Source organism: Finegoldia sp. P1-F-LS (genome assembly GCF_052932205.1).
Map to the genome: position 1 here is coordinate 63149 of NZ_JBRFJH010000002.1, position 26755 is coordinate 89903.

Sequence of the window (26755 nt, forward strand, 5' to 3'; positions counted from 1 at the left end):
AAATGGCAAACAAACTTAAAGTAATCGACACACATTTTCATATTTGGGATCTTGAAAAACAAGATTTACCTTGGTTAGCGGGAGTTCCTGAAACCATCAAAAAAACATTCACAATTCAACAATACATTGAAAACTACGAAAAAATTAAAGACATTGATTTTTTAGGTGGAATATACGTTGAAGTAGATGGAAAAGATCCTATACAAGAAGATGAAATCATCTATGATATCAAGAAAAATAATAAAAAATTATTAGCTACACTACTTCGAAGCAAAGTATCTCCAACAATGAGAGTACCTGCACAATCAGTAGGAATCAGAGAACCTCTTCACACTGATGACAATCCAAAGGGACGTTGCCTTGAAGAATCATTCATCGAAGGATTAAAAGAGTTAGCTGATAGAGGACTAATCTTTGAATCATGCAACAGAGTAGAAGAATTAGATGATTTGTACCAAGCATTAAAACAAGTTCCAGAATTAAAAGTAGTATTGAATCACTTGGGAAATCCAGTTGAATTATCAGAAAAATACAAAAAAGACATGAAAAACTTAGCAAGCCTACCAAACTTGTATGTAAAAGTTTCTGGATTTGCAACAGAAGATGAAAAATTTGTCCAAGAACTACTTCAATTCACAAAAGAAACATTCGACAAAGACAAGCTAATCTACGCATCCAACTGGCCAGTAGTAGAATTGTACTCTACATTTGACAAGCACTTGCAAATAGTTAGAGATTTCTTCAACGATGATGAAGACATATTCTACAACAATGCAATTAAATGTTACAACTTGAAAATAAAATAATATTTCATAAGAAAAACTGACTTTTATTAGTCGGTTTTTCTATTTTGTGTTAGCATACTAACAATTACTTTAATTAGTGTTAGTGTGCTAACTTTTTTTTATCAAGAAATATGGTTTAATAATAGTACAAGGAGGATGGTTATGGAAAAGGATATAGTAATTGTTACTAATAATAGTTACGTAATTAACGAATACGACAACACTATTAATATCGAAGGAGAATATTTGGATGTGCTTTATAAGGTAAGAGATCTCACACATTTGGGGTATTCTTTGGTGACTCATCCTCTAGCTGCATCGATTAGGATGTTTTATTCGCCGGTTAGAAGTGTAGTGATGAAAAAAGGTTTTTCTGAAAGGTCAATTGAAATTATTGAAAATTCTATCGAAAAATATATCAACACTATGGGAGTTCGAAAGCCAGATTACAGAAATGGTGAAGATTATTGTACTCTCGATGCGGTTCTTCTAAAAGAAGGTATAGAGAATTAATGAAGGAGTTGGGGTTATGAAATTAGAATATCAAAATTGTCTGATTGAAGATGTTAAGTTTTCTGATACTACTAAGGTAGAAAACAAGACTCTTTTTATCAACAAAGATGAAATGATCGATTTTTTAAAGGATGTCGATTTTGTAACAGAAATTAGCATTGACTTGGCGAAACCTGGCGAAAAAACTAGGATTATACCAGTTAAAGACTGTATCGAACCTAGATTTAGAGTTGGTAGAACGAATAAGTTCCCAGGTGTTACAGGTGAAATCGAACAACTTGGAGACGGTATCACTAAGATTATGAAAAATGTAGCTGTTGTTACTGTTGGTGATGTTGTTGGTTTCCAAGAAGGAATTATAGATATGTGGGGAGAAGGAGCAGACTACACTCCATTTTCCAAGACTTTGAATGTAGTTGTAGATATTAAAGTTCAAAAAGATATCGAACCTCACGAACACGAAACTTGTGCTAGACTTGTAGGTTTGAAGTCTGCTGAATATTTGGGATATGCTCTTGAAAATGTAGAGTGCGATAATTCAGAAATCTTCGAAATTCAAGATATTAAAACAGAAGCAGAAAGACTCAAAGATCTTCCAAGAGTCGTATATGCACAAATGATGATTGCACAAGGTTTGCTTCACGATGTGTACATTTACGGTGTAGATGTTAAAAAGATATTACCTACACTTCTTCATCCTAATGAAGAGTTGGACGGCGCTGTTGTAAGTGGTAACTGTGTAGCTGCTTGCGATAAGATCACAACTTATCAACATCAAAACAACTCCGTAATCAAGGAATTGTACAAGGAACATGGCAAGACTATTAATTTTGTCGGTGAAATTATGGTTCCAGAGCTTACTACTTTGGATGGTAAATTTAGAACTTGCGATTACACTGTTAAGCTATGCAAGATGTTAGCTGCAGATGGCGTTGTAATTTCTGAAGAAGGTTACGGTAATCCAGACTCAGACTTGGTAATGATTTCTGCTGGTTTGGAAAAAGCCGGAATAAAATCGGTACTTATTACTGACGAATGTGCTGGATGGGCAGGAGATTCTCAACCTTTGGCAGATGCCAAGAAGGAAGCGTGTGCTGTAGTATCTACAGGAAATGTATCTCATCTTGTACATTTGGATAAGCCGGACAAAATTATTGGTAATGTAGAAGCCATTAAGAACTTAGCTGGTGGTTGGGATGGATGTTTGGATGAAGAAAAAGGAACTATTGTATGCGAACTTAACGCTGTTACTGGTTCTACATCTGAAATAGGATTCCACAATCTTACAGTTAAGCTTTATTAGGAGGTTTTTATGAAAAAAATATTATACTACGTAAATCAGTTTTTTGGACAAATAGGTGGAGAAGACAAAGCTGATTATAAGCCTCATTTTGAAGACAAACCGATCGGTTGTGCACAAGCTTTTGATAAGGCTTTGGTAGATGGTCAAGTTGTTGGAACTGTAGTTTGTGGTGACAACTATTATAACGAACATAAAGAAGAATCAGACAAATTTATATTAGATGTATTTGAAAAAGTAAATCCTGACATTGTCGTAGCAGGACCTGCATTTAACGCTGGTAGATACGGTATGGCTTGTTCTGGAGTTATCAATTTATTAAAAGATAAAAACATTCCACTTGTAACTGGAATGTACATTGAAAACCCAGCTGTTGATATGTGTAGACTTCACAGCTACATTATTGAAACTGCAGACTCTGCAGCAAAAATGAGACAAGCTATAAAAGAAATGGCTACTTTGACAAATAAAATTATCGAAGGAAAGAAACTTTCTCCAAAAGAAGACAATTACCTTGCACAAGGTAGACGTGTGACAGAATTTTCTGACAAAATCGGAGCACGTCGTGCAGTTGAAATGCTTCTTAAGAGATTTAACGATGAAGAATTTGAAACAGAACTTCCAATGCCAGAATTTGACGAAGTTGAACCAGCAGCTCCAATAGCTGACATGAGCAAGGCTACAATAGCACTTATCACAACTGGTGGTGTTGTTCCTGAAGGAAACCCTGACAAGGTTCAATCAGCATCAGCTCAAAAATGGGCAAAATACGATGTAAGTGATTTGGATGAATTAAAAGGCAAATTCATTACAATCCACGGTGGATTTGACCCTGTTTATTGTAATGCAAAAGCAGACAGAGTTGCACCTTTGGATCAACTTACAAGACTTAAAAAGATGCGCGTAATAGGAAATGTGTTCAAATATTTCTACACTACAACAGGAACTGGAACATCTGTAGCCAACTCTAAGAGATTTGGTAAGGAAATTGGTAAAGAATTGAAAGATGCCAAAGTTGACGGCGTTATAATGACTAGTACCTGAGGTACTTGTACACGTTGCGGTGCAACGATAGTAAAAGAAATCGAAAGATATGGTATCCCTATAGTTCATATGGCTACTATAACTACAATTTCACAATCAGTAGGAGCAAACAGAATTGTACCTACAGTCGCAATTCCATACCCAGTTGGTAACCCAGAATTGAAATCTCGTGAAGATGGCTTAAGAGAAGAATTGGTTGAACGTGCAATCAAAGCATTAGAAACAAAAGTCGACAAACCGACTATATTTAAGTCTTAATGGAGGTGTAATTATGAGCGACAATAGAGGTAATTGGAATAGTAGATTTGGATATATAATGGCGGCAGCAGGATTTTCCATTGGATTGGGAAATGTGTGGAGATTTCCATATCTAGTTGGTACAAATGGAGGGGGAGCATTCGTATTAGTTTATCTATTAATATGCGTGTTCATTGGGATACCTCTATTCTACATGGAAGTTACACTTGGTAGAAAAGCGCAAGCAAGTCCAATTTTAGGTATGAGAAAGCTAACTAAAAAAGGCAGTCCTTGGGTAAGTTTCGGTTGGCTTGGCGTATTGAGTGCGTTTTTCATTCTAACTTATTACATTCAAATAATGGGTTGGATATTAAATTATCTTGTAAAGATGCTTACAGGAGAAATGACAGGATTTACAGCAACACAGTACACTGAAAACTTCGCAAAAATGTTGGATTCTCCAATGACACTTTTAATATTTACATTGATTTGTACAATCATAATTGGTGTCATTTCAGCTAAAAACTTAAACGACGGATTGGAAAAAGCTTGTAAATTTATGATGCCAGCATTATTCATAATGCTAATAGCAGTTGTAGTTAGATCAATCACTCTTCCAAATGCAATGGAAGGTGTTAAATGGTATATGAACGTTGATTTCTCGAAAATCAATGCAGAATCTATACTAGCAGCACTAGGACAATGCTTCTTCTCAGTAGGAATCGCAAGTGGTGGTGCATTTGTATATGGATCATATCTTCACAAAGATTCAGACATACCTTCAGACGGATTAATGGTTATAGGATTTGATACACTAGCAGCACTTATCGCTGGATTTGCAATATTCCCAGCAGTATTTGCACTAGGATTACAACCAGATTCTGGATCAAACTTATTATTCGTAACAATGAGTAACGTATTTATGAATTTACCATTCGGAAGATTTTTCGGAGTATTGTTCTTCTTATTGATGTTCTTTGCAGCATTATCATCTGCATTAGGATATTTGGAACCAGTAAGTTCATCATTTACTGAATTACTTAAAATTGACAGAAAAAAAGGCGTAATCTACGCATTAACATCTATATTTGTTGTAGGATTGTTAACAATATTCGGACATAACATACTAAAAACAGTCACAGTAATGGGCAGAAACTTGTTCGATTTTGCAGACTTCCTATCAGGAAATATCATGATGCCACTTGGCGCAATTGCGTTGATACTTTACACATTATTCAAATGGAAATTTGATGTATTCAGAGAAGATGTAAACAACGGTGCAAATTCTATAAAAGTGCCTAAGGTTTTGAAATATGTATCATATTTATTACCTTTTGTTTTAATAATTATATTCCTTAAAGGATTGGGAATATTCTAATAAAACAATTTCATATCTCTTGATAAAAATACCAGAGTTAGATACCAATCTAATTCTGGTATTTTAGGTTATAAAAACATTCGTTAATTGATTTACATTGAAAACTTTTTTTGTTAGAATTTAACTAAGAGAAGAGGGTTTTAAATGAAAATATTAGACTTTAAACTATTCGATAATATATCGGAGAGATCACAGAACGAATTGCTTAAACTGGATTTCTTTTCGAAAAACTATGAATCTGGTGATAAGGTTCTTGGTAAAGATGAAGATTTAAATTATGCAATGTTTATCGACCAAGGTTGTTTGAAGGCGTGCGAATACACAATAAATGGAAAGGAAATAGTGTCCTCATATTATTTTGCGGGGGATGCTTTTCCATTTTACTTGTATTTTGGACACACCAGAAAATTTCCTTACGATGTGTATGCTATCAAGAAAACGAAAGTGTATTTCTTGCCACTAAAAGAGTTCGAGAAAATCATGGACACAGACATTGTCCTAACGAAAAACATATTGAAATTTGTAGCAGAATACACTTGCTTCAACAAGCTTGTGATAAGAGCAACACAATATTCAAAAGTATCGCAAAGACTAGCTTATTGGATACTCCATTTGCAAGAAGTAGATTATTTGAAGCTACCAACATCACAGACGATGCTTGCAGATATTTTACGTGTCAACAGACCAAGCTTGAATCAAGAATTGAAGAAGTTTGCAGATGACAAGGCGATTTACATAGAAGGCATGGAAATTCGTGTCTTGGACAGGGATTATTTACTTAAATTTATTGACTAATCACCCACCGAAATTAACAAAACAAAATGTTTATTAGCTAAAAATATACTATAATATTATTATGGAGGAGAATATGGAAGCTATAATAGTTGTGATGTTGATAGCTAAGTGTTTGATGGATTTGTATTTGAAGAGATTATCCATTAAAAACATTGGTGTGTTTGTGTTAATTTCGGTGTTTTTGTATTGTGTTTTTAGAATTTCGAAGAATAGTACGATTTTTGATTTTGCGCTTTTACTTGGCTGTAGCGACATGATGGTTGACGATTTCATAACCAACGAAGTTTACTGGATAAATATTTTGTTTTTCATAATTTGTAGTGTTATTGTTTCTGTGTTTTCGAGCTTTTTCGTGAAAAGTTTTCTGATTTTATTAATTCCCGTAATTGTCAATTTTTTCACCAAAGAAAGATTTATGGGAATGGTGGATTGTCTGATTATTTTGGGGCTTGGTATGAGCAAAAGTCTCACAGATTTGGTCAATTTCATTTTTTATCTTGGGATCATAAGTGGAATCAGAGCCTTGATATATATTATAAGAAAAGAAGAGGACGATGAGATTGCATTTGTTCCTGTGATTTGGTCATCTTTTTTGTTGTATGTGGTGATGGGAAATGTTTTCTAAATTAAAAACGAGAAAAAAAGCATTCAGTTTAATAGAGGTCATGGTGAGTCTGTTCATAATTTCCGTTGTGGTAATGACTTGCGTTTTAAAATACGACTTCAAAACAAATGTGGCATCCAGAAAAGAGATCAATACTCTTATAAGTGATTTGAAAACTGCGAGAAGTGTGGCGATGAATTCGGGAAGAAGCATCAATTTTAAATTCGACAAAAAATCTTATTCTTTTTATGATACTACAACAACTGATACTACAACAACATATTTTACAGTGACAAGAGATTTGAAATACGGAGAAATTCAGACAACTAATGACAGAAAGGAGAATGCTCTTAGTTTCGATAATTTAAATGCGAGAATTTCCAAATCGGCAGGTTCAACACGTTTTCAAACTATTTACTACATAACAACAAACAAAAAATACAGGATAAATTGTTACATAGCGACTGGGAGAGTGAATGTAGATGAGATTAAAAAATAAGGGATTCACGCTGCTTGAAGTTTTGTTTGCGCTGTTTTTGGTGAGTTTATGTGTTGTCGTGTATTATCCACAATTAAAAAACGTGATTGCAATGCAAGACAAATCCTACACAGAAAACATCGTGCTATTAGATTTGGACAATTGCGTGGAATATTTGAAAGCACACGATGATGTCGATTCTTCAATTGTGAACGAAAATTCCAAGGTTTTTGTCACGAAAGATGATGTGGGAGATTTAGTCAGGGTAAATGTAAAAGTAGTTAATGGAGATATTGCGAAAGATGTATCATTTTACAAAAAAAAGTAGTGGATTCACGTTGCTTGAAGTTATGGTGAGTTTGTTCATATTTTCAGTCGTATTGGGCGTGATTTTCCTGTCTTTTAATACAAATTTTAAAATTATGAACTCCAGCGCAAATATGAAAAACGAAGTTGACGATGTCGACCACTGTGCATACTATATAAAAAAAGAAATCGAAAGATCGAGCCGTGTTATAATAGCACAGCCAAATTGGACTCATTTCAATCAATCGATGGGATTTGTCCTGGTAAAATATATTGACGACAAACAAAATTACGTGTATTTTACCAAAGAAAACGACAAAATCATCAGGTTTGCATTTACGGATTTTCTAAGCTTTGATGAATTAAAAGAGCATGGCCCTAATGGCAGGATTTACAGGAATAAACTCAAAGACAACGCCGAGGATTTTTCATTCAGTCACGATGACAACTACATTTATTTGGAAGAAAATGGGAAGAAATTCGTGGTCTACATTGGAGATAAGGAAAAATGAAACGAAAATCGAGAGCCTACATCACAATTTACGCACTCTACATGATATTCGTGTTGATGATTGTCATTGTGTTTTTGTTGGTTCAAGTGAAAAACATCAGAACACTCAACACCTACAAGTACAACTACATAAAAGCCAAGGCGAATGCGTATTCAATAGTACAAATCATCAATAAAAGAAAACTTTTTGATGAAAAACTGAACGGAAATTTCACAAAAGATACATTTAAAATTCAAATAGAAGAAATTCCAGAGAAAACAAGATCTGACGTCAATTTTTATGAGGAAAAGGGCGGAGACAGGAAAGTTTTTTCGTTTATGAGCTACTATCCGGACAATAATGGATCTTATGTGATAACGAAAATGGTGTATAAAAGGAAAAATCCATTTGAAAAAAGAATTATTCCAGAAGAAAAAATTGAAGAACTGTTGCCGGAAATCATAGAAGGAAGACAAAGTTTGGGAATAAAACATTGTTTTGTATTTTCAGTGAACAACGAAACGTATTTTGTTGACAAGAATATCGTCGATCAGAAATATCAAGAATACGCACAAGAAAAATCGAAGGAAAACAACGAAGAAGTTGTGGAAAATGATGACGAAAATATTTTTGAAAAAAGAGATGAAGATGCAAAAATTGAAATGGATGAACAATTCCTGAGTAAATTAGTAGAATATTCCACAATAAGGACAAATATTGTGGTTGATGCTGACGATATCACGATATTTAACGACGTCACAATAGACGGAGTTTTCATAGATAAGAACAATGTGTATTATGTGGCAAATAAAAAAGGTGGGAAAAACCCTGAAATTACAGTAAATGGAATATTAATACTGAAAAATGCACAAGCTTATGATTACAAAGTAAAAGGAGAATATCTGTCAACAAAAAAAGTAGACATCAATTTTACAGAAGACAAAAAAGTATACAAGAGTAAAAAATACGAGTTTGCAGGTAGTTATTATGAATAATCGATAGAATGATTGAAACTCTACTTCGAAATGATGTATAATATATATATGATAAGCGAAAAGGGAGGGTTTGCTTATGAATAAATTTAAAAAAGTTGACGATATGGAAGGCAAACAATCTGAGTTTTTCGATATCGTATACGAGATTTTTGAGTTTATGGGAGAGACATTGGAGCTACCAATAAATAAGTTCAAAAACACTAAAAACGGCGTATTTAAAATGGGGCTTTTGGCATTTGTAGTCACAGTAATCTTGGACTACTATTCAAGCTTTGACATTAGCTCATTTATCAGAAGAAACTATCTTGTAGGCTACATTTATTTTGCGATAAGAAGTGTGTTCATATTTCTATTTGCGATTTTAAAATTCAAAATAACTTATCGAATAGCCAACATATTTTTCGACAAAGATGATTGGAGACAAGACGAGAAATACAACGTATTGCTTTTGGTGATGTTACAAGCTGCAATTTCGATGGCGATTTATCCATTTGGAGTCTACATTGTAATCGTTGAGGCATTTGTGATATTGATGTTTTTCATAGGACTCAACATCAAAAACTTCAAATTTGAAAAACTACCGTACATCATCATCACATTCATGTCACTTTACATTGGATTGAGATTTGTAAGACTTTTCATCTACAACATAGCAGTCGATTGGATAGAAGCGACAAATATAGTTTTCTTATAAAACCAACGCTCACAAATGTGGGCGTTTTTTTGAATACAAATTCTACACAAAAATTAAAAAGGTAAGCCGTAAAAAGCTTACCTTTTTAAATAGAGAATTTTAAATGAAATGGTTAGTTAGCTAATTTGTATGTGATAACAACAGGTGTTTTATCAGCTGGAACTGAATCAGCCAAAGTGTATTTAACTCCGTCTTTTTCGTCAGCTCCAATTAATTGTGATGCGTTTGAAGTTATTCCCAAAGGACAACTTTGCAAACATGTCATACAACCTGTGTTCATATCTTTTGCTGGTTTTTGGTTACCACCAAATCTGATGTCTATTTCTTTTCCTGAAGAATCTTTGATAACATCGTTAATTCCTAATTCGTTGTCAGAACCTTGGAATTTGAATGTAAGATCAATCTTATCACCCTTAACAGCTTCTTTTCCCATGTTCTCCATAGTAACGTTGTTACCTGGTTTTGCACCGATTTTTTCCAATGCATCATACAAATCATTTTGGTTTGCATATGATACAAACATAGATTGTTCGTTGTTCTTACCAGATTTTGCTACGATAGCATGCATTGTGCTTTCTTTTTTGAACTTATCATTAACTTCAGCATAAACTTTGATTTGCTTTTTAGCTTCGTCAACAATCATAGGATTATCAGCTGTTGGTTCTTGTGCTTCTTCCTTCTTTTCTTCAGTTTTTTGTTCAGTTTTTTCTTCTTTCTTTTCTTCAGTTTTTTGTTCAGTAGAAGAAGCTTGTTTGTTATCTTCCTTAGAACATCCTGCAAAAACTAAACTTGCCATTAATAATAATGCCAAAATCTTAAATTTTTTCAATAAAGTCATCTCTTTTCTCTAATTATTCATTTGTTTTGTTCCTATTAATATTATAGCTATATTTTATCATAGTTTTCAGCGTTCATTTATTGCAATATCTAATAAATAACATACTATTTATAAGCTGAGTAAATAAATGAAATCTACGGTATAATAATAAATGAGGTGATGAGCGTGAAAAAATACGGAGAAGACGTGGCAATTGTAGAAGAAAATCCTAAGATTGAAAAAGTTTACGATAATAATATGCGCCAAGGAGAAGAAATTGTAATAAAAAAAGGAACTCCTACTATTAAAAAATTGTACTACGAAGATATTAACGGACAGCCTACTATTAAAAAGGAAGAAATAATCGAAGAAGGCACTCCAACAGTGATAAAAGTCGGAACAAAAGGAATTATTAACGATTTGAATGTCCAAAAATCAGATATATAATGTGATAAAATTCTTGGTTTGTGGTATAGTTATATTAGAAATGAATTGTTAAATTCATTCAAATTTACAAGGGGGAAATATTATGGCAAGCTTAAAAGGTACAAAAACAGCTACTAATTTAATGGCAGCATTTGCAGGGGAAAGTCAAGCAAATATGCGTTATACATATTTTGCTAAAACAGCAAAAAAAGAAGGATACGTTCAAATTTCTATGATATTTGAAGAAACAGCAAGAAATGAAATGGCTCACGCAAAAAGATTCATGAATTTTTTGAGTGAAGATTTACAAGACGCTGAAATAGAAATCGAAGCAGGATTCCCAGTTCATTTAGGAGACACTAAGAGTAACCTTAAATCTGCAGCAGAAGGAGAACATTTCGAAAACTCTGAAATGTATCCAGAATTCTCCAAGATTGCGAAAGAAGAAGGATTCAAGGAAATCGCACGCGTATTCACTGAAATCGGAGAAGTTGAAGAAGCTCACGAAAAAAGATACAGAAAATTATTAGAAAACATCGAAAAAGAAAAAGTATTTGAAAGAGAAGAAGTTTATTTGTGGAAATGCAACAACTGTGGCTACATTCACGAAGGTAAAACAGCACCTAAGAAATGCCCAGCATGTGATCACCCACAAGGATTCTTCGAAATCTTCAAAGAAACTTATTAAAATTAGACAATTAAGCCTCAAAAGTTTTATAGCTTTTGAGGTTTTTTATTTTTCAGAAAAATCATTCTCGCTTTAAATTTCAAATATTAAAGCGAAAGTGTAAACAATACACAAATCATACCAAAATTTTTCACACAATTTTCCAACATTTCACTAAAAAAGTTGACAATTATTAAAAAGTGGTATACAATATCACTGTAATTATTTATCTATGGGTACCAAATAAATATTTGGTAGTTTTTATCTGATGACTATTGCTCGATAAAGAGCCTGGAAAGGATCTGATGTGATACTCTTATAGGCTAAAAAGAACAATAAGGTTCAGAGTTTTTACAAGAAAAAATCAGCAAACAAAAAAGCATCAAAACCAGAGATTGCAAAGGCAAGTTAAACTTGAACCGCAGTCTTTTTTTCGTGGTCAATTTTAACTTCCTAAATTTCTAAACGGGGGAAGATAAAATGCTTAGTAGAATGCTAAAATTTTTCGGATTAACTAAAAAAGGATTAATAAAAATAATTTTAGGATGCGCAATAATGGCGTTCGCAGTAGTGAACGTACATAAACAATCAGGAGTAACAGAGGGCGGAGTGCTTGGAATGATGTTGTTTTTGAACAAAGTCTTCGGATTTGATCAATCAATAACATCTGTAGTATTAGATTTAAGCTGCTACGTTCTTGGATTTTCAATAATGGGATTTGATTTTGTGAAGAAAGCTTTCGTAGCCACAATGTCATTTGCAGTATTTGCGAAATTCTTCAATATTATTGGGCCGGTGTTACCAAGTATGTACGATGTGCCATTGTTAGCAAGTATTGTCGGAGGAATCTGCATCGGATTGGGATGCGGACTTGTAGTAAGTGAAGGTGGAGCAGCAGGTGGAGACGACGCCTTGGCAATGACGATTTCCACAAAATCGGGACTCAAAATATCATTAGCGTATTTGTTCTCGGATATAACAGTGTTGGCACTGTCACTTTTATACATTCCAGTTGACAGAATTATGTTCTCACTTTTGACAACTGTAATATCATCATTTTTGATAGGACAATTCGAAGTAGAACTACCAAATCCAGAAATCAAAATGGCAAATCAAGCCATATCAAAAGCTTAAAACAATCAAGCCTAGTGCTTGATTTTTTTATTGCTCACATTCTCTTTCAAACACCAATTCGATTTTAGGATTGTTTCCAATACCGATTTTGGTTTTATTGATAGTAGTCACAAACCTAAAACCTTCCTTGGCATGATCATCTATGATTTTTTTATAATCATCTGATGCCAATCCACAAGTTCTCACTTCAACGTATTTGTATTCGTATTTTTGTTTCATAATAATCTCCTCAATTTATTTTGTTGTTAATAGATTATTACCCAAAATTTTAAAATAATATATCAAATGATTTACAAATACTATAATAAGATGTATAATCGGGTTAAGAAAACGATGTGCAAAATCAAAGGAGGGGGATATGAGATTTAAAGACAATAAAATAATAATCCTATTGATATTTCTGACCAGTTCGATACTGATATTTGGATTTAATTATTTATATGGAAACAACAGAAAACCTTCTCCTTATTTTATGAGTGACAAATTTATAGCTTTTGAATCAAACAATAATAATCATAGTCTTGACTTTCTTAATATGAATGAAAATATATCAGTTGTAGCTGAAATAAAAAACTCCAAAGATGTTGCAATATATGATCCAGTGATGAAATACTATATGGGTTCTACAAAAATAATTGATGCAACTACATTTAGGTATTTTTCAAAAGAAGATTACCAAAACAAGAATAACGTGTCTATTTTGATATATCCAGTGAGTTATTTTGTAGAAGGGAAAATATCGGATTATGATAAAAAAGAAATAGAAGAAAAGTATCATACTGAGATAATTAATATGTTTGATGTTCAATCTGACATTGCTAATGATGGAAAAGTCGATGTAGTGAGAAATCTATTCACAATTAAACCAGAAAACATTTCAACGCTTTACATAGACTCCAGTGATAATAAGTCATTGAAATCGATTGCAGATTCTCTTGAAAAAATCGGATACAAGAGAAAAGAAATCAAAATGTACGATAAGCTTACTTTGAGGGATTTAATAAAATCATATCCAGAATACAAGGTGTATGCTCAGTTTATTACTAATAGCACGGTCATGGCTGTGGCAATGTATGCAATTTCATTGTGGATGTTTTTGAACAAATACAAGAAATTCGTAATTGTAAGTGCAAATTTTGGTGCAAAACTAAAAGACATCATGAAGATGTTCATTGAAAAAGCACTTGGATATAGTTTTATAACATGTGCAATATCAACAGCGTTGACGTATGGATATCTTGCAATTATTAATGAAAACAAAATCACGATTTATCTTATATTGCAATTGCAGATTATTCTAATAATATTGACTGTGATTTTGAGTGCTTTAAGAGTTAAACTCAGCTACAATGAGTTTGAAAAAGAGGTCTTGTATGATAAGAGATAATATTAAACTAGGACTAATGGATGTTTTCAGAAATAAAGTTGTGTTTTGTTTGATGTTGCTTTTAATTTTCTCATTGGGAACAATTGTGGAATCTGCAACAGATGCTTATTTGAGAAATACGTTTGTGAAGTTTCAATTAAGTGAACAGCCTTCATATAGCGCTGTTGTGTTACAGACAACTGATGACAAGGGATACGATTATTCGAATACTTATGGAAAAAAACTGGACGATATATTTCCAAAAAACGGGCACACTTATACTACGAATTCATCACTTTGTAGAAATTGCGATACAGGTATATTTGTGTTGTATGGAAAACTCAACAAAAACACTAGTAGCAGAGTTTTTTGGTTAGTTGATAATAAAAATGTGACTGACTTGAAGAATGAGGCGGAATTTGAAGTGGTTTCTCATGATGCGATGGACTATGATATGATGAATCAAGAAATCAAATACTCTATTGATTATGATAAAAGAGTATTATTGGAAATAAAATCCGATAAATATAAAAATGTTAGTGGCTACAAGTTTCGAGATGGGGAAGTAATTGGTTTAATTGAGAATGCAAAGTTTTCAGAAGATGAGATAAATAGAGGCATTGACAGACAATTTGAGAAGATTTTCGACGACAACAAGCTAATGGTCATTAATAATACAAATAAAAAACACGACGACGATGAAAATACATACATCCTCAAATACATTGTTCCGTATTGTCTGATTATGACTGTGATAACAATATTGGGTTTTGTGATTTTCTTCAAATATATGCTAAAAAGCCTACAAAAAGAATATAAAATCCACATTTTATCAGGAGCTAGAACCAAGGATATTATGGCACGAAACTCCGTTTTCGTAGTTTTAGTAAATGTTGCAGCATTCTGTTTGCTTTTCGTATTAAATGGATTTGCAATTAATACTTTTTCGGTAGTGGCGTTTATTTACATGATTTTATGTATATTGATATTAGAAATAGTTATGTATTTGATTTTGAAAAGAAGCGATCTGATTGATTTGATAGGTGATTGATTATGATAGAAATAAAAAATTTGACCAAAAAATTCAACACAAATGGTGAAGAACTTCTTGTATTGGATAATGCTGAAATGAATATAAACGATGGGGACAATATCATTATTTCAGGAGAAAACGGAGCAGGTAAGACTACTTTTTTGAAGATTGTGGGATTATTGGATAGGAAATATTCAGGAGATTATATTCTGGATTCCAAATCAGTTGTAGATTTTAACGAAAAAGATATGTCTAAATATAGGAATGAAGTGTTTGGGTTTATTTTCCAAGAATACAATTTGATAGAATCAGAGACTACCTACGATAATATTCTCATACCATTAATCTATTCATCGAAATACAAGAGAGCTGATAGGAAAAAAAGAATTCAAGAGATTAGCGAAGAATTTGAAATAACGGAGATTTTGAACAAAAAAGTAAAGTATCTATCAGGTGGGGAAAGACAAAAAGTGACCATTGCACGAGCTTTGGTGAATGAGCCGTCTGTTATTTTAATGGATGAGCCATCGAACACGCTTAATCTGAGAATGAAGGACAAGCTGATAGAATATATCGAAGTTTTGAAAAGAAAATCAAAAACTATCGTAGTTGTCAGTCACGACAAGTATTTGACTGATAATTTGAAAAACAAAGATTTTGTGGAATATGAACTGGAAGATGGAAAGTTTCACAAAATTGGAGAATAATTTTAACGATTAAATCAAGCCTTGTGCTTGATTTTTTTATTGCAAGAAAATTTGGGTATATATAATTAACTGGAGGTTTTTATGGAGAATACAAAAAAACTAAAATTTTCTAATCTTTTGATTGCGATTTTACAAGGAGTTATCCTTTTACTTTTGTTCGTAATTCCAGAGCTTGTTGTTGGAGTGATTGGAGGAGTTGTTGCCAAGTTTATAGGATTTGATGGTAATTTCCAAGATTTTTATGTGAAAAACGGGGCGGCTTTTCTTTTATGTGGACAAATTCTGAGGATTATTATTTTCCTTTTAATCATTAAATTTAGAACGAAGATTTTTCAAACGAAATACAATAGGGATTACTTAAAGAAAAGAAAGATTTCTTTTTCAGAAATCGTGAAGCTTTTCGTGGTGGGAATTGGTCTTATTGGTCTTATCAATATTACTGTTGCATTGATGATGTATTTGGGCAAATTTTTCCCACAAATTGTAGCAAGCCTTGAAGTTTACAACAAGGCATCTGAAGAATTGATGAAGGGCAATATGATGTTGTCGGTTCTTGCTATTACGATTTTCGCTCCGATTTCAGAGGAGTTGATGTTGCGTGGGACTTTGTTCACAGAAAACGAACGACTTCTTCCTTATAAATGGGCGATTATTCTGAATGGGATTGTGTTCGGAGTGTTCCATTTTAATTTGTTCCAAGGAGCGTATGCATTAATCGGAGGGATTGTAATTTGTGCAGTGTATTACTACACGGAATCCATCTACGCATCCATTCTTCTTCATATGATTAACAACACTTTCAGCATGGTTATTTCTTCGAATGAGGCCGTGGTGCAAAGTTTTGCTTCGATTTTTGGAATTGTAATGCTTGTGTGCATGGTTTTGATGTTTGTTTTCTTGAGGGATTTCAAGAAGAAACGAGGACTTAGACATTTGAATTACGAAGATTTAAAAGAATAGATTTGAAATTATCGACAAACCTCGATGTGTAAATACGCATTGAGGTTTTTTGTTTATTGTAATCAGATGTTGATTTTTTTGTTGAAAAACTATAGTATAATAGCATGTAAGTGAGGTTAGATTATGATTTATTTCGATTATGCGGCGACATCTTTGAAGAGGGTGGAGCTTATTGAATATATTATGAATAATATGATGGATTTTGATGCGAATGCTGATAGTATTCACAAAATGGGAAGACTCGCGAAGAAGACTTTGGAGAATTCCCGTCATGAGATTGCGAAGTTTTTGAATACTACGGATGATAGGATTGTGTTCACAAGCGGTGCGAGCGAATCCAACAATTATATTATCAATAATTTTTCTGATGAGAATTACGATATTATCACATCGCAAATAGAGCATCCATCTATTTTGAATCCACTAGATCACAACAAATCTAATGTAATTTTGATAGATGCACAACAAAACGGTGTGGTTGATTGCGATGAAATCATTCGAAATATCACACCTAATACAAAGCTAATTATTCTTCAACATGTAAACAATGAAACAGGGGCTATTCAACCTGTGAAAAAACTTGGAGAATATTTGAAGGATACGGAGATTTGGTATCATATCGATGCGACTCAATCGGTGGGTCATGTGGATGTCGACGTTGAGGATTTGCACTGCGATTCGTTGTCGTTTTCGGGACACAAACTAGGAGGACTCAACGGATTTGGGGTGTTGTATATAAGGAAGGATTTGGATAATCTGATTTATGCAGGTGAGCAAGAAAATTACAGAAGAGGTGGCACTTCTTTTGTGATGGGGGCATTTACTTTGGAGAAATCTTTGCAAAAATCTGTCGAAGAACGTGAGTATATTGCAAATTTGAAGAAGACTTTCATTGAAAATATCAAATTTGATTACGAAATTAATGGTAACGTGGATAATTCTGCATCTCATATTTTGAACTTGTACATTCCTTTTGAGAAGAATGATTTCTTGTTGACTTATTTGGATATGCACGGGGTGTGCGTGTCGGCGGGGTCTGCTTGTTCTGCAGGTAGTATCACGAATTCACATGTGATTGAAAATATGTACGACGGACAAAGGGCAGAACATTCGGTGAGGTTTAGCTTTGGATTTAAAAATACAGAAGAAGAAATATTGAAAGCAGTAAATGTGTTAAATGATTTGTACGAAAAAGGAAAATACAATGGATAATTCGAAAATAAAAGTAGTAGTAGGAATAAGTGGAGGCGTGGATTCGTCAGTGGCGGCACTTTTGTTGAAACAACAAGGATATGATGTCGTGGGAATTTTCATGAAAAATTGGGACGAGACAGATGATGATGGCGTCTGCACGGCAGAAGAAGATTACAAGGATGCGGTCGCTGTTGCGAATGAAATCGGCATTGATTATTATTCGATTAATTTTGAGAAGGAATACTACGACAGAGTGTTCACTTATTTCTTGGACGAATACAAAAAAGGCAGAACACCTAATCCCGACATAATGTGCAACAAGGAAATCAAATTCAAAGCGTTCTTGGATTTTGCGATGAAATTAGGCGCGGATTATGTGGCGACAGGTCACTATGCTAGAATCGAACGAGGAGATGACGGAGTGAAGCTACTTCGTGGGCTTGATAATAACAAAGATCAGACGTATTTTTTAAGCCAACTGACACAAGACCAAATCAAAAACGTAATGTTTCCAGTTGGAGAACTTCAAAAAAAAGAAGTGCGTGAGATAGCGAAGAAATACAATTTGGCTACGGCTGACAAGAAAGATTCTACGGGAATTTGTTTCATCGGAGAGAGAAACTTCAATGAATTTTTGTCACATTATTTACCAGCAAAACAAGGAAACATCGTAGATGTCGATGGAAATATAATGGGCAAACACAACGGACTTATGTATCACACAATCGGTCAACGAAGAGGGCTTGGAATTGGCGGAGACGGAGCAGCGTGGTTTGTGTGCGGAAAAAACTTGGAGAAAAATGAATTAATCGTATGCCAAGGAGAAGACAACCCACTATTGTACTCCAACAAATTATACGCAAGTCAATTTGAAACATCGCTAAATCATTTGGATAGAATTGAGTTTGATTGCACAGCGAAATTCAGATACAGACAAAAAGACATCCGAGCGCACGTCAAATTCATCGACGACACTCATGTAGAAGTCAATTATGACGACACAAAAGCCGTAACACCAGGACAAGCAGCGGTGTTCTACGACGGCGAAGTGTGCATAGGATCTGCGATAATAGATGAAGTGTACAATGGAGATAAAAAATTAATGGTATAAAACAGTCCACTAGGTTGTAAAATCTGGTGGATTTTTTGGTTGAATTATTACAATATGTCAAATAGTGAATAAATTGACGATATTTGTGGTAAATATTGTATAAGAAGGAGAGTAGACTATGCAAAAAGAAGAAATAAAAGAAGCAATTGATGTGTGTGACGATTTAATAATAAAACTTGAAGATGTACTTAACGATTTGAAATCGGTGAAAAACTGGGCTATGGCAGATTTTATATTTGGCGATGGTATGATTGGTTTTTTCAAAAGAAGCAAAATGGAAAAAGCTCAAAGCAAACTTCACTTAATCGAAAATCTGTCACTAAGATTGCAAAAAGAATTGTCGGACATTCACGTGGAATTGAAAGACTTCGGTGATTTGTATTCAATGAAAGATTTTATGCTAGACATTGTGTTCGACAACCCATTTACAGATTGGAGAATCAGAAAAGAAATTAATCAAGTGTACGATTCAACGTATGAATATTTGGAAAATATTGAAATGTTGAGAGATAACTTAACAAAAGAATACAATAAATTGTAAAAATATTTTGGGATAGGTGTTTAAGTTTAATAGAAAGGTTTACACAAAAGGAGGAGTATCATGAAAAATGATAAGAGATTTACAATTGTGGCAATACTTTTTGCAATATCACTTGTGTGTAATGCGTATTTTTTAACTAACATGACAAAGGCTGACGATGCTGACACTCATAGAATAATTGAAAGATACGTTAAGGAAAATCCCGAAAAAGAAGACGATACCTTAATTAAAGCTACATTAGAAAAGTTTGCCAAGGACGAAAAACATTTGGTATTGTCTCAAGATGGCAAAGACGTAACCAAACAACACGAAGATAAGCTATTGGAATTCAACAAAAACCAAGACTACAAAGCAGCCAAAGAATACGTCCTCAATGAAAACATATCAATCGGTTATTCAGACGACAATATAAAATAACAAACAAAAATAGCAGCCATGGCTGCTATTTTACTTTACTACGACTTGTACTCCTTTGAGTATGTCGAATGTTTCTTTGTTTAATTTTTCATCGAAGCTATCAGTCAAGTTCTTGTCGACTATGACTGTTGCTTCTGGGTTGAATGTTTTCGCCAATATTGAATTGGAAAGTATGCAGATGTTGGATACAAGTCCACACAATTCTATTTCTGAGAATTGGTGTTCTCTTAAGTAATCACAAAGCTCAATGCTTCCAAATGTTGGTTTTTCAATTAATATGTCTTCTTTTTCTACTAATTCTGCTACTTTTCCGTATAATTTGTGTCCGTTACTTCCTTTGATGCAGTGTTCTACTGGAAGAAATTTGCCTTCTTGTGTGTTCAAATAATTTTCTTCGTGAGTATCAAATGTGAATATGATTTGTTCATTGTCTTTTCTTGCTTTTTTGATTCTGTCACAGATTCTATCTTCAAGTTTATCTGCTCCGTCAAATCCCAAAGCTCCGTCTACGAAATCATTTTGAAAATCTACTACGATTAAAAGTTTATCCATTTAAGTCACTCCTTTAAGTTATTATATCGCAAATACAAAATTTTTTACAATAAGTGTTTAAATTATCAAAAGATTGGTATATAATCATAAAGGTTAGGAAAATAAAATTAAATAATCAATCGGCAGAAAAATAATGTTTGGTTGATTTTTATGAAGGAGAAAATATGGATAAAATATATATAACTGGGCACAAGAACCCTGATACAGATTCTATCTGCGCGGCGTTATCTTATCAAGAGTTGAAGAAGAGAACTGGAGAAGAAAACGTCGAAGCTATAAGACTTGGCGATGTCAACAGGGAAACTCAATTCGTGTTGGATTATTTCGGGGTGGATGCGCCTACGTTCATGGATTCTATGAAGCCACAAGTCAAGGATTTGAACTTCGATGTGGCAACATGCGTGTCCCAAAACGCGAGCCTTTACAAAGCGACTAATATTATGCAAGAAAAAAACGTCGCTAGTTTGCCAGTAATCGACATCGAAGAAAGACTTCTTGGAGTTGTGTCAATTTCTGATATTACAAAATGTTACATGGAAGTGTGGGATGATCAAATCCTTCGCCACTCAGAAACTCCAGTGGAAAACATAATCGATGTTTTGAGAGCGAATGTTTTGAATATTCCAGCAGAAGATAGGGCATTGTCCGGAAAAATGGTAGTAGGAGCGATGGATCCAAAACAAATGGCGAAGTATTTGGAAGAAGATGACATCGTGATTTTAGGTAACAGAGAAGACTCACAAGTAGATGCGATAGATAAGAATGTGTCCATGATTATACTTACTGGTGGCAATAAATTATCAGATGAATTGATAGAAAAAGCAAAACAAAAAGACATAATAGTAATTTCTACGGAATTTCAAACATACATGGCAGCACGTCTTCTTCCACAATCTGTTCCTGTAAATTACGTCATGACAAGAGACGATGTCGTTAATTTCTCATTGACAGACACTGTTGAAGATGTGAAAAACACAATGTCCAAGACAAGATACAGATCATATCCGGTAGTTGACAATCAAAACAAAGTTGTGGGAAATATTTCCAGATATCACGTTATCAATGAAGAAAAGAAAAAACTAATCTTGGTGGATCACAACGAAAGAAACCAATCAGTTGATGATATGGAATGCTGCGACATCACAGAAATCATTGACCACCACAGAGTTGCAAACGTCGCTACACAAAACCCAGTTTATTTCAGAAATGAACCTGTTGGATCAACTTGTACAATTCTTTCCAAAATGTTCTTGGAAAAAGGAATTGTTCCTACAAGACAAACTGCGGGATTGTTGTGTTCAGCGATAATTTCCGACACATTATTGTTCAGATCACCGACTGCAACTGAAACAGATAGAATGATTTTGGAAAGAATGGCAAAAATCGCCAACATCAACCCAGAAGAATTTGCGATGGAAATGTTCAAAGCAGGAACATCATTAGAAGGAAAATCACCAGCAGATTTGTTGAACACTGATGTGAAGACATTCAACATCGAATCATACACTTGCAGAGTAGCACAAATCTTCTCAATGGATTTGGATAATCTTGGCAAAATCAAAGACAGTTTACTTGAAGAAATGAACAAAATTAGAAACGACAAGAAAGAAGCTACATTTGTACTAATTCTTACAGATATCTTCAGAGAAGAAAGCGAAGTTTTGGTTTCTGGAATGTTCCAAGAACAATTAGCAGGAGCCTTCGATACTAAAATCGACAACAATTCATTCTTGGCAAAGGGTCTTCTTTCAAGAAAAAAACAAATGATCCCAAAACTTAACCAAGCTGTGTTAAAATATATCCAAGAGAATTAATTTGAAAGGGAGAGATAAATTGAAAATTACAATTTTAGGGGCAGGAGCAATGGGTTGTATGCTTGCAAAAGCAATCGAATCTCCTGGTAACGAAGTCAATTTAGTGGATCCATATGAAGCTCACATGGACAAAATCAGAAAAGATGGAATCAGAATTATCGACAGAACTGGCGGCGAAAGCACAGTAAAAGTAACATCTGCAAGTACATCTTCAAAAGATTTGGAAGTTCAAGATGTCGTTGTAATCCTTGTAAAAGGATACGACACAGAAAAGATTTTGACTGAAAATATGAACATCGTGGGAGATCACACAGTCGTAATGACACTTCAAAATGGTATCGGCAACGTCGACATTTTGAAAAAATACATCAAAGAAGAAAACATCGCACAAGGAATTATGTTCATATCTGCATCTATCGAAGAACCAGGAGTTATCAGCGCAGGATACGATAGCGACAAAATCAACGTTATATTTGGCGCTATCAATGAAAACCACGACGATAAATTGTTCCACGAAATCGAAAAAGCATTCAGCATGAACGACATCAAAACAGAATTAAATCCAGATGTAGACAGAATTATGTGGAGAAAATTATACATCAACGCAATCTACAACCTACCTTGCGCAGTAATGCATTTGTCCACAAAATACACTAGAACTGACGAAAATTCCGTAGCAATTTTAAAAGCTATCTCAGACGAATTCATAGCCGTTACTGACAAATTGGGCTACAATTTCGACGGCGACAAACTTTTCAGAAAATACGTCACAGATGCGTTCGAAGAATACGGAGACATATTGCCATCTGCAGCACAAGACACACAAAAACACAGAAAAACTGAAGCAGAATTCTTGAATGGAGCAATCGTAAGACAAGCGAAAAAACTTGGACTTGAAGCACCAGTTAATGAAACAATCTACAGATTAGCAATGGTTCAAATGAACAACTACGAAAATATGTTTTAAGTTGTTTGCATAATTATAAATATCAGAGTTTTATTAAAGAAAAACTCTGATATTTTTTTAGTTTTCTTACTATAAGATCGTTATATAATCGATAAATATTAATTAATTGAAATTAATATAAAATTATGATATTATAATAATAACAAATCAGATGCATGGAGGGACATTATGAAAAAACGTTTTTTAATAATATGTTGTTTAATGGTTGCGTTATTTGGAATGTCTAGATTTGCAGCTTCTAACTATGGTGAGTTTGATAATTTTAATGAATTGAAGATAGCCTATGAACAAGCCGTAGAAAAAAATGATACAAAAGAGATGAAAAGATTAGAAAAGATAGCAGATAAACAGCTAGAAGATGAAATACTCTATAACAGTAAACAACCGGAAACTATAAATCCTTATTATTATAGTGATAGTGCTGGTAATTAAGGCGATACAATTGGAGATAAATATAAGGCTATGTTTAACAGATTCTTCTATACTGGTTACTGGAAAAATAGAAGTGATGGAATTTCATTAGCACTAAAAAATAAAAAGAGTTACTGGACAGCAGATGACAAAAATAACGGATGGAATGCAACATATGCAATGTTTCATGGAAGCTCTTATTGGCGCAATACTAGTATGATGAAGAAACAATTTTATTGTCATGCCAGGTTAGGTTATGCGGCAATTGAAGAAGAATGGAACTTAGAACCATGGAAAACTTCAATAAACTCTTTCACATGTAACTAGGAGTAAACTTTTATGAGCGAATTTAAATTCTATGAAATAACTAGAAATTACGTTATTGCAATAGGTTTTTTTTAATAGCTAGCATAATAAATCTGATTTTTATGACAAAAAATACTAAAAAAAAATCAATATTAAATTTAATTGTACTTAGCGTTGCTATGATTTATGCAAGTCTAATGATGGACATTACGATAACTTTACTTTGAGATGGAACATTTAAAGGAAATGAATTTCTAAGTAATATAATGTTAATTGGAACATTTTTATTAATGATTATCACTTTGATTTCTATTATCTTAAGTATATATCTTAAGTATAAGAAATGAAAAAAAGAGATAATTTATTGATAATATCAGTGATTTTTGTTACTCTTATTCTTGTAAGCTTAATTTTTAGTAGAAGAACATATAATAAAAATTACGTTATTGAATATGATGATTCAGTAGCTTATTCGAAGTATGACGAAAACATAAAAGAATTAAAAAAAATAGAATTATCTGATTTGTCGAAAATTAATAGAAATGAAGAAATTATAGTATATATGGGAAGAAAAACATGTCCACATTGTATTTTATTTACAGAAAAGCTAAAATTATTTTCGAAATCCTACACTATATATTATATAGATAGTATTACAAATTTAAATGATTCTCCTAATGATTTAAAGAAATTTAGAGAAAAGAATAATTTGAAAACTGTACCATCTTTATTTAAGTGTAAGGACAATCAAGTAACAAGCAAAATGGACATAAATGATTCTGTATTACCTTCAGATATACTAGAATATTTGAAATAGAATGAAAGCAGAAGATTGATTAATAAATCTTCTGCTTTCATTTTTTATAAAATAAAAAACAGGAGGGAATATATGAAAAACAAAATCAAATTAATCGTTTGCGTGAGCTTTATGTTGGTATTATTTGCAAGTTGCAACCAAAAGCAAGACCAACAAGCAAAAAAAGCCACAGGAGTTGAATCCAAAAACGTAACCACAGAAGAAGACAAACAAAAGAAAATCGAAGAGTACGAACAAAACATCAAAGGCGTCAAGGAAATCAAAGTAAAAGAACTTGATGAAGTGAGTGCCGGAAAAGAAATCACAGTGTATCTTGGAAGAAAAACATGCCCAGATTGTCAGAAGTTTTCAAAAGTATTCAAACCATTCGTATCCAAATATGAAATCTACTACATAGATAGTGTCGCTGGAATCAAAAAATCTCCAGAAGATTTGAAGAAATTCAGAACCGACAACGACCTCAAAACAGTCCCGGCAGTGTTCAGAGTAAAAGACGGAAAAATCACTGACAGAATGAACATCGACGACAAAGTGGGGACTTCACCAGAAGAACTACAAAAGTTTTTTGATAAGAAATAAGGATAAGCCATAACGTTTAGTTATGGCTTATTGTTTTAGTCTCCCAATCATCATCTAGAGGAGGATATTTAAATTTTTGCATTTCTTCAGAGCTCAGACTCTTAAAATCATCTTTCGACTGAAACTCAATAGAACTTAATTCCATTTTACCAGGATTTGGGTAATCGTCATAAATATAAACAAGAGTAAAATCCGCAGGATCTTTTATCTGCACTCTGTATACTTGGTTTCCTTTTATATAATCTTTTATCGCCTTTATCTCTTTTATGTTATCTTTTTTTATCCCTTGAACTTCCATGTATTTGTACAACTTTTTGTATCCATAATGTCTTTGAACGGGAACAGCTATAATCCATTTTATAGCTACAAATACTACAAGACATATTAGTAGTATTTTGACTATAGAAAACATTTTCTTTTTCATTGCTTTATTCTCCTTTCTATGATATTATTATACTATAAAATACAAAGGAGGAAAAGGTATGAAAAGATTTTTTTCTATTATTTTATTTATTAGAATTGTTAGCTTACCATACTTCTTTTCCAATCATTTTTCCCCAATCAATATCTTCTTTTTCATATTGACCATTAAAATCTTCAAATAAATCTTCAATATTCATTTCATCATCAGACGAATTTTCGATTATTAGTTTGTTATCCTTAATTTTTAAATCCAAAATATCATCATCTTTCCAATTTAAAACATCCAAAATCGACCTTGGAATTTGCAACACATGAGAATCTCCACACTTAGATAATTTGGTTTTCATAATTCCCTCCAAACGTTAAATTATTAATATATAGTATATACTTTTTTTTATAATTTTTGAATGTCATTTAATATTCCTCAGTAATTAAAAAATAGTATAATTATAATACAGACACGAAGGAGATATAAAGATGCAAAAAACAACAAAAACAAACTTTAGAAAAATATTGAAACTAGTTTTATGGGCAGGTCTAATTATATTTTGTATCAATTTAATTATAAAATATCCTGTGCACAGGCACATTGGTTTTGACAGGATGTATAAGTACATGGATATGCAGAAAATCCCAAGAAGTGATATCAAAAGTGTGAGGGCTTTCAGATCCACAAAAACGGACGATTATGTTTATTGGGTTGTGTTAAAAGATTTGGAAAATTATAGGTTTGAATATGGATATAACTTGAAAAAAGACAACATGTCGTTGAACATTAGTAAGAAAGAATATGATGATGTGTACAAGTATATTAGTGACGAGGAAGTTGCTACATTAAAATATAAACCATTGAAAGAAAGCATTTACTATTTCAAAAAATAAAAATGGATTGT

At 33.1% G+C, this 26755-nt stretch carries 35 protein-coding genes and 1 pseudogene; 31 read left to right on the forward strand and 5 right to left on the reverse strand.

The features are described from left to right. Positions 1 to 2 precede the first annotated feature (2 nt). The 13 genes and pseudogenes from ACU68Y_RS02425 to ACU68Y_RS02485 all read left to right on the forward strand — a co-directional run bounded on the left by ACU68Y_RS02425 (position 3) and on the right by ACU68Y_RS02485 (position 9620). Entirely contained in the window at positions 3 to 806 is an 804-nt protein-coding gene (locus tag ACU68Y_RS02425; protein WP_002840149.1) for an amidohydrolase family protein, read from the forward strand. Between the two features lie 141 nt (positions 807 to 947). Beyond that, complete coding sequence (locus ACU68Y_RS02430; protein WP_002838759.1) at positions 948 to 1298, forward strand: GrdX family protein; 351 nt, start codon at positions 948 to 950, stop codon at positions 1296 to 1298. 16 nt (positions 1299 to 1314) lie between these two features. Then, positions 1315 to 2601: a glycine/sarcosine/betaine reductase component B subunit gene (locus ACU68Y_RS02435; RefSeq protein WP_002840109.1), complete on the forward strand. Its 1287-nt coding sequence runs from the start codon at positions 1315 to 1317 to the stop codon at positions 2599 to 2601. A 9-nt stretch (positions 2602 to 2610) separates the two neighbouring features. Further along, a complete protein-coding gene (locus tag ACU68Y_RS02440; protein WP_446755439.1) occupies positions 2611 to 3900 on the forward strand; it encodes a glycine/betaine/sarcosine/D-proline family reductase selenoprotein B in 1290 nt (429 codons plus the stop codon). Between the two features lie 13 nt (positions 3901 to 3913). Beyond that, positions 3914 to 5257 (forward strand): sodium-dependent transporter, encoded by a 1344-nt coding sequence (locus tag ACU68Y_RS02445; protein WP_446755440.1) that lies wholly within the window; start codon positions 3914 to 3916, stop codon positions 5255 to 5257. A gap of 144 nt (positions 5258 to 5401) precedes the next feature. Continuing rightward, on the forward strand, positions 5402 to 6052 hold the full coding sequence (locus tag ACU68Y_RS02450) for a Crp/Fnr family transcriptional regulator (RefSeq protein WP_446755441.1): 651 nt from the start codon (positions 5402 to 5404) through the stop codon (positions 6050 to 6052). A gap of 73 nt (positions 6053 to 6125) precedes the next feature. Then, positions 6126 to 6677 carry a hypothetical protein gene (locus ACU68Y_RS02455; protein WP_316057989.1) on the forward strand — a complete coding sequence of 184 codons (552 nt, stop codon included), beginning with the start codon at positions 6126 to 6128 and terminating at the stop codon, positions 6675 to 6677. After that, entirely contained in the window at positions 6667 to 7155 is a 489-nt protein-coding gene (locus ACU68Y_RS02460; protein WP_316057990.1) for a prepilin-type N-terminal cleavage/methylation domain-containing protein, read from the forward strand. Before ACU68Y_RS02455 ends, ACU68Y_RS02460 begins: the two co-directional genes overlap by 11 nt. Next, entirely contained in the window at positions 7139 to 7462 is a 324-nt protein-coding gene (locus tag ACU68Y_RS02465) for a prepilin-type N-terminal cleavage/methylation domain-containing protein (protein WP_316057991.1), read from the forward strand. Before ACU68Y_RS02460 ends, ACU68Y_RS02465 begins: the two co-directional genes overlap by 17 nt. Next, positions 7437 to 7520 (forward strand): annotated as a pseudogene (locus ACU68Y_RS02470) (PulJ/GspJ family protein); the annotation flags it as partial. The gene ACU68Y_RS02465 and the pseudogene ACU68Y_RS02470, both read left to right, overlap by 26 nt. Positions 7521 to 7556: 36 nt before the next feature. Continuing rightward, entirely contained in the window at positions 7557 to 7952 is a 396-nt protein-coding gene (locus ACU68Y_RS02475) for a prepilin-type cleavage/methylation domain-containing protein (protein ID WP_446755563.1), read from the forward strand. Further along, positions 7949 to 8926 carry a hypothetical protein gene (locus tag ACU68Y_RS02480; RefSeq protein WP_446755444.1) on the forward strand — a complete coding sequence of 326 codons (978 nt, stop codon included), beginning with the start codon at positions 7949 to 7951 and terminating at the stop codon, positions 8924 to 8926. Before ACU68Y_RS02475 ends, ACU68Y_RS02480 begins: the two co-directional genes overlap by 4 nt. Positions 8927 to 9002: 76 nt before the next feature. Further along, positions 9003 to 9620, forward strand: a complete 618-nt coding sequence (locus tag ACU68Y_RS02485) for a hypothetical protein (protein WP_316448897.1) — start codon at positions 9003 to 9005, stop codon at positions 9618 to 9620. Positions 9621 to 9732: 112 nt separating this feature from the next. Here the strand turns inward: ACU68Y_RS02485 and ACU68Y_RS02490 are convergent, their stop codons facing one another. Further along, positions 9733 to 10458, reverse strand: a complete 726-nt coding sequence (locus ACU68Y_RS02490; protein ID WP_012291221.1) for a YdjY domain-containing protein — start codon at positions 10456 to 10458, stop codon at positions 9733 to 9735. 165 nt (positions 10459 to 10623) lie between these two features. On the opposite strand from ACU68Y_RS02490, the gene ACU68Y_RS02495 reads away from it, so the two are divergent. From ACU68Y_RS02495 to ACU68Y_RS02505, 3 genes are all read left to right on the forward strand, one after another. After that, complete coding sequence (locus tag ACU68Y_RS02495; RefSeq protein ID WP_316448899.1) at positions 10624 to 10884, forward strand: G5 domain-containing protein; 261 nt, start codon at positions 10624 to 10626, stop codon at positions 10882 to 10884. An 82-nt stretch (positions 10885 to 10966) separates the two neighbouring features. Beyond that, positions 10967 to 11551 (forward strand): rubrerythrin, encoded by a 585-nt coding sequence (rbr, locus tag ACU68Y_RS02500; RefSeq protein ID WP_002838770.1) that lies wholly within the window; start codon positions 10967 to 10969, stop codon positions 11549 to 11551. Positions 11552 to 12010: 459 nt separating this feature from the next. Beyond that, a complete protein-coding gene (locus tag ACU68Y_RS02505) occupies positions 12011 to 12664 on the forward strand; it encodes a YitT family protein (RefSeq protein ID WP_446755445.1) in 654 nt (217 codons plus the stop codon). Positions 12665 to 12691: 27 nt separating this feature from the next. Here the strand turns inward: ACU68Y_RS02505 and ACU68Y_RS02510 are convergent, their stop codons facing one another. Further along, positions 12692 to 12883: a DUF4177 domain-containing protein gene (locus ACU68Y_RS02510; protein ID WP_060790737.1), complete on the reverse strand. Its 192-nt coding sequence runs from the start codon at positions 12881 to 12883 to the stop codon at positions 12692 to 12694. 139 nt (positions 12884 to 13022) lie between these two features. On the opposite strand from ACU68Y_RS02510, the gene ACU68Y_RS02515 reads away from it, so the two are divergent. The 8 genes from ACU68Y_RS02515 to ACU68Y_RS02550 all read left to right on the forward strand — a co-directional run bounded on the left by ACU68Y_RS02515 (position 13023) and on the right by ACU68Y_RS02550 (position 19993). Next, positions 13023 to 14051, forward strand: coding sequence for an FtsX-like permease family protein (locus ACU68Y_RS02515; RefSeq protein ID WP_446755446.1), 1029 nt, complete (start codon positions 13023 to 13025; stop codon positions 14049 to 14051). Continuing rightward, positions 14038 to 15081: a hypothetical protein gene (locus ACU68Y_RS02520; protein ID WP_446755447.1), complete on the forward strand. Its 1044-nt coding sequence runs from the start codon at positions 14038 to 14040 to the stop codon at positions 15079 to 15081. Before ACU68Y_RS02515 ends, ACU68Y_RS02520 begins: the two co-directional genes overlap by 14 nt. Before the next feature lie 2 nt (positions 15082 to 15083). Next, a complete protein-coding gene (locus tag ACU68Y_RS02525) occupies positions 15084 to 15770 on the forward strand; it encodes an ABC transporter ATP-binding protein (RefSeq protein WP_446755448.1) in 687 nt (228 codons plus the stop codon). A gap of 81 nt (positions 15771 to 15851) precedes the next feature. Further along, positions 15852 to 16730 (forward strand): CPBP family intramembrane glutamic endopeptidase, encoded by an 879-nt coding sequence (locus ACU68Y_RS02530; protein ID WP_316531668.1) that lies wholly within the window; start codon positions 15852 to 15854, stop codon positions 16728 to 16730. Between the two features lie 123 nt (positions 16731 to 16853). Beyond that, positions 16854 to 17942 (forward strand): cysteine desulfurase family protein, encoded by a 1089-nt coding sequence (locus tag ACU68Y_RS02535; RefSeq protein WP_316531669.1) that lies wholly within the window; start codon positions 16854 to 16856, stop codon positions 17940 to 17942. After that, positions 17935 to 19035, forward strand: coding sequence for a tRNA 2-thiouridine(34) synthase MnmA (mnmA, locus tag ACU68Y_RS02540; protein WP_316531670.1), 1101 nt, complete (start codon positions 17935 to 17937; stop codon positions 19033 to 19035). Before ACU68Y_RS02535 ends, mnmA begins: the two co-directional genes overlap by 8 nt. A 118-nt stretch (positions 19036 to 19153) precedes the next feature. Further along, positions 19154 to 19576 (forward strand): hypothetical protein, encoded by a 423-nt coding sequence (locus ACU68Y_RS02545; protein ID WP_316531671.1) that lies wholly within the window; start codon positions 19154 to 19156, stop codon positions 19574 to 19576. 60 nt (positions 19577 to 19636) lie between these two features. Next, the gene (locus tag ACU68Y_RS02550; protein WP_316531672.1) at positions 19637 to 19993 is read left to right on the forward strand and encodes a hypothetical protein; all 357 of its coding nucleotides are present in this window, start codon (positions 19637 to 19639) and stop codon (positions 19991 to 19993) included. A 30-nt stretch (positions 19994 to 20023) separates the two neighbouring features. Here ACU68Y_RS02550 and ACU68Y_RS02555 read toward each other — a convergent pair whose 3' ends face one another. Then, a complete protein-coding gene (locus ACU68Y_RS02555) occupies positions 20024 to 20545 on the reverse strand; it encodes a cysteine hydrolase family protein (protein ID WP_316531673.1) in 522 nt (173 codons plus the stop codon). Positions 20546 to 20709: 164 nt separating this feature from the next. Here ACU68Y_RS02555 and ACU68Y_RS02560 point away from each other — a divergent pair, with 164 nt between their 5' ends. From ACU68Y_RS02560 to ACU68Y_RS02585, 6 genes are all read left to right on the forward strand, one after another. Further along, entirely contained in the window at positions 20710 to 22359 is a 1650-nt protein-coding gene (locus ACU68Y_RS02560; RefSeq protein ID WP_002838702.1) for a putative manganese-dependent inorganic diphosphatase, read from the forward strand. Between the two features lie 19 nt (positions 22360 to 22378). Beyond that, a complete protein-coding gene (locus ACU68Y_RS02565) occupies positions 22379 to 23326 on the forward strand; it encodes a ketopantoate reductase family protein (protein WP_316531674.1) in 948 nt (315 codons plus the stop codon). Positions 23327 to 23494: 168 nt separating this feature from the next. Then, positions 23495 to 23758 (forward strand): hypothetical protein, encoded by a 264-nt coding sequence (locus ACU68Y_RS02570; protein WP_446755449.1) that lies wholly within the window; start codon positions 23495 to 23497, stop codon positions 23756 to 23758. 30 nt (positions 23759 to 23788) lie between these two features. After that, on the forward strand, positions 23789 to 24064 hold the full coding sequence (locus ACU68Y_RS02575; protein WP_316531974.1) for a DUF2599 domain-containing protein: 276 nt from the start codon (positions 23789 to 23791) through the stop codon (positions 24062 to 24064). A 322-nt stretch (positions 24065 to 24386) separates the two neighbouring features. Next, complete coding sequence (locus ACU68Y_RS02580; RefSeq protein WP_316531975.1) at positions 24387 to 24860, forward strand: thiol reductase thioredoxin; 474 nt, start codon at positions 24387 to 24389, stop codon at positions 24858 to 24860. A gap of 72 nt (positions 24861 to 24932) precedes the next feature. Next, positions 24933 to 25439: a DUF6568 family protein gene (locus tag ACU68Y_RS02585; protein ID WP_316531976.1), complete on the forward strand. Its 507-nt coding sequence runs from the start codon at positions 24933 to 24935 to the stop codon at positions 25437 to 25439. Between the two features lie 16 nt (positions 25440 to 25455). Here the strand turns inward: ACU68Y_RS02585 and ACU68Y_RS02590 are convergent, their stop codons facing one another. Together ACU68Y_RS02590 and ACU68Y_RS02595 are read right to left on the reverse strand one after the other, a co-directional pair. Next, on the reverse strand, positions 25456 to 25863 hold the full coding sequence (locus tag ACU68Y_RS02590) for a DUF3139 domain-containing protein (protein WP_154273483.1): 408 nt from the start codon (positions 25861 to 25863) through the stop codon (positions 25456 to 25458). A gap of 103 nt (positions 25864 to 25966) precedes the next feature. Beyond that, positions 25967 to 26209, reverse strand: a complete 243-nt coding sequence (locus tag ACU68Y_RS02595; RefSeq protein WP_446755450.1) for an AbrB/MazE/SpoVT family DNA-binding domain-containing protein — start codon at positions 26207 to 26209, stop codon at positions 25967 to 25969. A 130-nt stretch (positions 26210 to 26339) separates the two neighbouring features. On the opposite strand from ACU68Y_RS02595, the gene ACU68Y_RS02600 reads away from it, so the two are divergent. Beyond that, positions 26340 to 26744 carry a DUF3139 domain-containing protein gene (locus tag ACU68Y_RS02600; protein WP_060790751.1) on the forward strand — a complete coding sequence of 135 codons (405 nt, stop codon included), beginning with the start codon at positions 26340 to 26342 and terminating at the stop codon, positions 26742 to 26744. Positions 26745 to 26755 lie beyond the last annotated feature (11 nt).